The sequence below is a fragment of the Sporosarcina koreensis genome (assembly GCF_001531445.1).
GTDB classification, from domain to species: domain Bacteria; phylum Bacillota; class Bacilli; order Bacillales_A; family Planococcaceae; genus Sporosarcina; species Sporosarcina koreensis_C.
The window spans coordinates 1-6769 of sequence record NZ_LQYA01000145.1 but is presented as its reverse complement, the minus strand read 5'-3'; the positions used below and the strand labels follow the sequence as shown (position 1 = coordinate 6769).

Below are 6769 nucleotides of genomic sequence, written 5' to 3'. Positions count from 1 at the left end.
GGACCGTGAACTGGCGACCGACCCGAAAGTGGATATCCATACCGCCGATATCGGGGGACCTTCAGCAGGGCTTATGTTCACATTGGAAATCATGAATCAGTTGCTGGACGAAGATCTGACGAAAGGATACAACATTGCGGGAACCGGAGAAATGCTGGCTGACGGAACAGTCGGCCGGATTGGCGGCGCCGATTTCAAGATCATGGCTGCTGACCGTGAAGGAGTGGAACTCTTTTTCGCGCCTGACGATTATTTACCGGAAGAAGTACGAAAAAAGAATCCTGGAATAATGACAAACTATGAGGAAGCTGTAAAAACGGCAGAAAAAATAGGCACGAAAATGAAAATCGTACCTGTAACGACTATAGATGATGCATTGGATTATTTGAATGGCTTGGAGGAGAAGTGATCTTCCATAATTGGCGACGTTCTATAATCTAAGCCAATTTTTGAAGGGCCCGATTCTTTTCCTAGCGCCTGTGCATAAATATCGGATGCGGTTATATCCAAGTCTAATGAAGGGTTGGAAAATGAAGCAACTTTGCTAATGAGCGGCAGGGCAAGCGTCTTTTTTCGTTCGCTTAAATAGGAACGCCCTTCATTGGTCATCCCCAGCAACCGCAGATAAGCGGGCTTTTCCATTTCGGCTCGCATTTCTTTTGTGAAACCGGTCAAAATATGCGTGAGCATCCGCTGAATCCTTGTCCAAGTGTAGCGCTTGGATTTCACTGCATCCATGAATGATTGAAATGAGTTCTGTGACTGTGCCGCACGGAAAACGAGATTCTCAATTCCTTCCGTTACGTCGGCAATTGAACGGATGCGGGTTGGCCCATCCCGTAAAATCACAAAACGGAGGAATCGGTAAAAGGTTTCCCAATTGCCAAATCCCTTTCTTTCCAATTGCCATTCAAGGAGGAGGCTTTTTGTTGACTGTGGAAGAAAATCTGAGACATCGTCAAGTGCTTCTGACTCGAAAAATGATTTGCGGATGCCAGTTGCACTCGCGATTTTTTGATCCAATGTCTCATCATGGTAGCCAGCCCCCATCCGCTTGATCGTAACAGCTTCCATCGATGATCCGATTGAACGTCCGGCTTCCATATAATGAAAGCCTAAAATATTATTCGGCATGGATAAGTCGGCAATAAGGACCTCGGCATGTTCCGCTTGGATCGTCTTGTACGCCCTATTCAACGCCATCGGGTAGCTTACGCCTTCTGCGACCGCATCTTTCACCGCTGCTTCATATTCATCGGCATGGCGATCGATGAGTTGTAAGCTATTTTGAAAAGGCTTTATATTGCCATCTTCGCTACCGAAACAGAATGCGCTGCATCCAGCCGCATCGAGTAGCTCGATGGCCCCTCGCGCGAATACGGGAGCGTTTGCTGTTGCAAAACGATAAGGAAGCTCGAATACGATATCCACGCCGGATGCCAGCGCCATCTTCGTCCGCGTCCATTTATCGACAAACGCCGGTTCGCCCCTTTGCAGGAAATTGCCGCTCATGACTGCAATGATGACATCCGCACCAGTGGCCATTCGAGCCTGCTCTGCATGATAGACATGTCCATTATGTAATGGATTATATTCAACAACAATGCCTGTAGCTTTCAATATGTCCACTCCTTCGATATAATCTAATTGAATTATACGTTGATGCGATTTAGGTGACAAGAAAATATCTTGACATCCCTTTTTATCCATTATATAATCAACAGTGTTGTCTTGAGGTGATATAGACGTGAAATGGTCCATTCATCAATTACAGAAATACAGACAAGGAGCATTGCCGCTTGACGAAGCGGTCAACCTTGACTCCGTCAAAAAACGGAATCCGGAAATCCGGGATATTAAGCCTGTCCACGTAACGGGAAGCTGTGTAATCGGTTCGAAAAAGCTGACATGTCATTTCCACCTTGAAGGTGTGATGACATTGCCTTGTTCACGAACATGGGAAGATGTCGAATTGCCATTTTCTGTGGAAACGGACGAACAGTTCAGTTGGGACGAAGCCACCCTTGCTACGGATGATATGATCCACCCGGTTATCGGCGAAATCATCGATCCGACCCCTATTTTTGAAGAGCTGGTTCTTCTTGAAGTGCCTTTGCAGATTTTCAGCGAAAACGCCGATAAGATGAGAAGTGCCGAGGGGAAAGGCTGGTCTTATACGACCGACGAAGAATACGAAGAGCGGCTTCGTGAAGAAAAGGAAAAGAAAGTTGATCCGCGCTTAGCGGGACTCGCTGACTTTTTCAATTCGGACAAGGAATAGGCGATACGATACTAAGGAGGTGCCTCAAATGGCAGTACCAAAAAGAAGAACTTCAAAAACATCTAAAAGACTTCGTCGTACGCATTTCAAATTACAAGTTCCAGGCATGACAACTTGTGAAAATTGCGGCGAAATGAAACTTGCGCACCGCGTTTGCAAATCTTGCGGTCATTACAAAGGAAAAGAAGTAGTAGGGGAATAACATCCGCTGCTTAAAGACCACCGTGAGGCCATGGCTCCGGTGGTTTTTTATATTATAAAGCGGAAGGCGGTGTTTAGACTCGACAGGCACTGGAGAGCTTGAAAAAAAGGCGCACTTGCCTTTTCTTTCAAGATCGAAGTGACCCGAGAGGCTACCGCCTGGAGCTGGATTGTTACAAAAGCGGAGGGTGGCGGTTAACTGCGACAGGCATAAGATAGATCTGCGAAGCGGCGCTCTTTGCCGTACAGCAGAGCTGACTTATGACCCGAGCAGTTGCCACCCGGAGCTGGATGATACAAAAGCGGAAGACGGCCCAAATGCGACAAAGGTCCCGAAATGACAATAACTCTTGGGAAATGAATGATAATAGTTGGGAAATGATCGATATATCATCTGAATTGATCGATATAATTCGGGAAATGATCAATATCCGCGGGGAAATGAACGATAACTTTTGTAAAACTATCAAAAGGAGGGATTGGCTTGTCTTATAATATTGAAATTAAGGATGGAATTGCTACATTCATGATCAATCGGCCCGAAATGAGAAACGCGGTCAATCATGCCGTCATGGACGGTCTTGAGGAATTCCTGTCAAAAGTCGAATCGGATGACAACATTGCATATGCGGTCATAACCGGTGCAGGTGATCGTGCATTTTGTTCGGGAGGCGACCTGTCGGAATTCCACAGCTTCCGCACAGCGGATGAAGCCTATCCAATGCTCAGTAAAATGGCCGGATTAGTGTACAGATTGTCGATTTTGCCAGTGCCGGTCATTGCACTTGTCAATGGGGCGGCGGTAGGCGGAGGGTGTGAAATTGCCACTGCTTGCGATTACAGGATCGTATCCAGAAAGGCGAAGGCGGGATTCATCCAAGGGACACTCGCGATAACAAGCGGATGGGGCGGTGCATCGCAACTTCTTGTCAAACTCAACAATCATGATGCAACGATGAAATTATTATCGGAAGCGAAAGTACATACGGCGGAACAGTTACAAGCAATCGGATGGGCGACGGAGGTCTTTGATGGAGATGCACAAACCGGCTTGGAGCAATTCATTTCGGAGATGAAAAAAATACACCCGTCCGTGCACCGAGCGTATAAAAGGCTGGCTATCTTAAAATGGGAGCAGAGCGGGCTAGGGAGCCACATGCTGGAAGAGGCTGCACAATGCGCAAAACTATGGGAAAGCGATGCCCATCATGAGGCGGTTGAAAAGTTCCTCGGAAAGAAGCGATAAGGTCAGATAATCAAACGAATTCAGACAAATAGTTGAAAACGGTTTCATTCATCGTATAAACTGTAGATGGGGAGAAGTTCAAACAACGCAGCTTGGGGGGGTTACACTATGAACAAGATACTTATTGCGAATCGTGGAGAAATCGCATTGAGAATCATGAAGACATGCAAGCGGCTCGGCATCCAAACCGTCGCGGTCCATTCGGAAGCCGACGAGCACTTGCCGTTTGTGAAATATGCAGACGAGGCCTATGTTATTGGCCCGGGACCTGTACTACAGTCCTACTTAAAAGCGGATGATATTATCGCTATAGCATTGAAAGTGGGGGCAGGCGCAATTCATCCTGGATACGGCCTTTTGTCCGAAAATGCCACATTCGCAAGGAAAGTCAGGGATGCAGGTTTGAAATTCATCGGTCCTGACGCGGAAACAATAGAATTGATGGGCGATAAAATTGCTTCGCGAATGAAGATGAAAGAGGCGCAGGTGCCGGTTGTGCCAGGCACTGATGAAGGGGTCGCCTCCTTGGAGGAAGCGATAGAAGCCGCGGCGATACTCGGTTATCCGATCATGCTGAAAGCGAGTGCGGGCGGTGGCGGTATTGGCATGATCCGATGTGAAAATGAGCAAGCGCTCAGTCAACATTTTCAATCCGTCAAAAACCGGGCGAAAGCCTACTTCGGGGATGACGTAGTTTTTCTTGAAAAGTTCGTCGAAAACGCGCGTCATATTGAAGTGCAGATTTTCGGGGATGACAAAGGGAATATCGTCCATCTGTTCGAGCGGAATTGTTCCGTGCAAAGGCGGAATCAGAAAGTAATCGAGGAATCTCCATCACCTACCTTGGAAAAGGAAGTGGCTCAGCGTCTGTATAAGGCTGCCGTTGCCGCAGGGAAAGCGGTTGACTATCGGAATGCGGGAACCGTGGAATTTATCTTATCGGAAAACGATGATTTTTATTTCCTTGAAATGAATACCCGTTTACAAGTCGAGCATCCCGTTACTGAAGAAGTGACCGGCTATGACCTTGTGGAGTGGCAGATTGAAGTTGCAAAGGGCAATGAATTGCCTGTCAAAGATCAACAGCAGATCAAAAGTTCCGGCCATGCGATTGAATTCCGCATTTATGCGGAGGATCCGGTGACTTTTATGCCGTCTCCGGGAACGATTCGTTCAATGAAATGGAATGAAAACGTCGATGTGCGCGTTGATTCGGGTTATGAGGAGGGCGGAAACGTCACACCGTTCTATGATCCGATGATAGCAAAAGTGATTATTCATGGAAATGGACGACAAGAAGTGATAAGCAAAGCCGACGAATTTTTTAATTCGTTCAGTATTGAAGGGGTTAAATCGAATATTCCACTCTTTCAAAAGTTCATAGGATCAAAGGGATTCGAGAATGGAAATTATAATACGAATGTATTGGCAGAATGGCTGAAAACCGAAAAGGAGGAAGTGGAAAAATGACACAAGTAAAAGCTGCTATGGCGGGTACGGTATTCACAGTAAATGTTGCTGAAGGCGAGGAAGTGAAGGCTGGTCAAGTGATCATTGTCCTGGAGTCGATGAAAATGGAGATTCCTGTTGAAACGGAAATTGCTGGTAAAGTGGCATCTATCAATGTCCAAGTCGGTGATTTCGTGAATGAAGAAGACGTACTCGCGGTAATTGAGGGATAAATAAACTGCTTCGGTATAGCTGTGGAATAATGGGCGAATGTGATCGGGAGGGGTAGAACGATGACGAATATGACAGAACAGACGAGTTATAACGAAAAGCTTGTAAATAGAATTCAAAAGGTATTGTCGGGAGGTCATCCGAAATATCACGAAAAATTGAAAGAGCAGAATAAGCTGTTTGTACGCGATCGGCTTAAGCTTCTTTTCGATGATGGAAAGTATATGGAGGATGGCCGCTTTGCGAATTGTGAAGCTGATGATTTACCGGCGGACGGCGTAGTCACTGCCATGGGGCGAGTGAATGGGCAAACCGTTTGCGTCATGGCGAATGATTCTACAGTGAAAGCCGGTTCATGGGGATCGAAAACAGTCGAGAAAATCATCCGCATTCAAGAGATTGCTGAAAAAAACAGAGTACCGATGCTTTATCTTGTTGATTCTGCAGGCGCTCGAATTACTGATCAACTTGAAATGTTCCCGAACCGTCGCGGGGCCGGAAAGATCTTCCACAATCAAGTAAGGTTATCAGGCTTCATTCCGCAAATCTGCCTATTGTTCGGACCTTCAGCGGCTGGTGGGGCATATATCCCTGCTTTCTGCGATATTGTTATCATGGTGGAAGGCAATGCATCCATGTATTTGGGGTCTCCTCGGATGGCGGAAAAAGTGATCGGCGAGAAAGTGACGTTGGAAGAAATGGGCGGCGCAAGAATGCATTGTTCCGTCAGCGGATGCGGCGATGTCCTCGTTGAAAACGAAGAGGAAGCGATTAGCGAAGCGCGGCGCTATCTAAGCTTTTTCCCAGCTAACTTCACTGAGAAGCCTTCCGTCAAAGAAGCAGTGGCGGCCAAGGCGGGGAGATCATTGGAAGACATCATCCCTAAAAACCAAAATGCGCCGTTCGATATGTATGAAGCGATTGATGCATTGATCGATGAGGGCAGTTTCTTTGCTATAAAGAAATTATTTGCGCCTGAACTTATTACGGGACTTGCAAGAATTGAAGGACAACCGGTTGGAATCATTGCAAACCAGCCAAAAGTTAAAGGGGGCGTCCTATTCGTCGATTCTGCAGATAAGGCCGCCAAATTCATCAACCTATGTGATGCATTTTCGATTCCGCTCCTGTTTTTGGCGGATGTCCCGGGCTTTATGATCGGAACGAAAGTCGAGCGCGAGGGCATAATCCGTCATGGTGCAAAATTGATCATGGCGATGAGTTCGGCAACTGTTCCTAAAATTTCAGTCGTTGTCCGGAAAGCGTACGGCGCAGGGCTCTATGCAATGGCGGGTCCAGCTTTCGAGCCTGATGTTTGCATTGCGTTACCTACAGCGCAGATTGCGGTAATGGGACCGGAA

General features: G+C 46.9%; 8 protein-coding genes. 7 read left to right on the top strand and 1 reads right to left on the bottom strand.

Going from position 1 to position 6769, the window contains the following annotated elements; translation table 11 throughout:
• On the top strand, positions 1-409 hold a 409-nt coding region (locus AWV70_RS24710; protein ID WP_306464400.1), incomplete at its 5' end, for a S16 family serine protease.
• Here AWV70_RS24710 and AWV70_RS15230 read toward each other — a convergent pair.
• Positions 382-1620: a nucleotidyltransferase gene (locus AWV70_RS15230; RefSeq protein WP_060208939.1), complete on the bottom strand. Its 1239-nt coding sequence runs from the start codon at positions 1618-1620 to the stop codon at positions 382-384. The genes AWV70_RS24710 and AWV70_RS15230 overlap by 28 nt on opposite strands.
• A gap of 127 nt (positions 1621-1747) precedes the next feature.
• On the opposite strand from AWV70_RS15230, the gene AWV70_RS15225 reads away from it, so the two are divergent.
• The 6 genes from AWV70_RS15225 to AWV70_RS15195 all read left to right on the top strand — a co-directional run.
• Positions 1748-2281 (top strand): YceD family protein, encoded by a 534-nt coding sequence (locus AWV70_RS15225; protein ID WP_060208936.1) that lies wholly within the window; start codon positions 1748-1750, stop codon positions 2279-2281.
• Between the two features lie 28 nt (positions 2282-2309).
• Positions 2310-2483, top strand: a complete 174-nt coding sequence (rpmF, locus tag AWV70_RS15220) for a 50S ribosomal protein L32 (protein ID WP_060208933.1) — start codon at positions 2310-2312, stop codon at positions 2481-2483.
• A 483-nt stretch (positions 2484-2966) separates the two neighbouring features.
• Positions 2967-3728 (top strand): enoyl-CoA hydratase/isomerase family protein, encoded by a 762-nt coding sequence (locus tag AWV70_RS15210; RefSeq protein ID WP_060208930.1) that lies wholly within the window; start codon positions 2967-2969, stop codon positions 3726-3728.
• A 108-nt stretch (positions 3729-3836) separates the two neighbouring features.
• A complete protein-coding gene (locus AWV70_RS15205; protein ID WP_060208927.1) occupies positions 3837-5198 on the top strand; it encodes an acetyl-CoA carboxylase biotin carboxylase subunit in 1362 nt (453 codons plus the stop codon).
• The gene (locus AWV70_RS15200; protein ID WP_060208925.1) at positions 5195-5410 is read left to right on the top strand and encodes a biotin/lipoyl-binding carrier protein; all 216 of its coding nucleotides are present in this window, start codon (positions 5195-5197) and stop codon (positions 5408-5410) included. The genes AWV70_RS15205 and AWV70_RS15200 overlap by 4 nt, the downstream gene beginning before the upstream one ends.
• Positions 5411-5479: 69 nt before the next feature.
• A partial coding sequence (locus tag AWV70_RS15195; RefSeq protein ID WP_060209023.1) for an acyl-CoA carboxylase subunit beta occupies positions 5480-6769 on the top strand: 1290 nt, incomplete at its 3' end.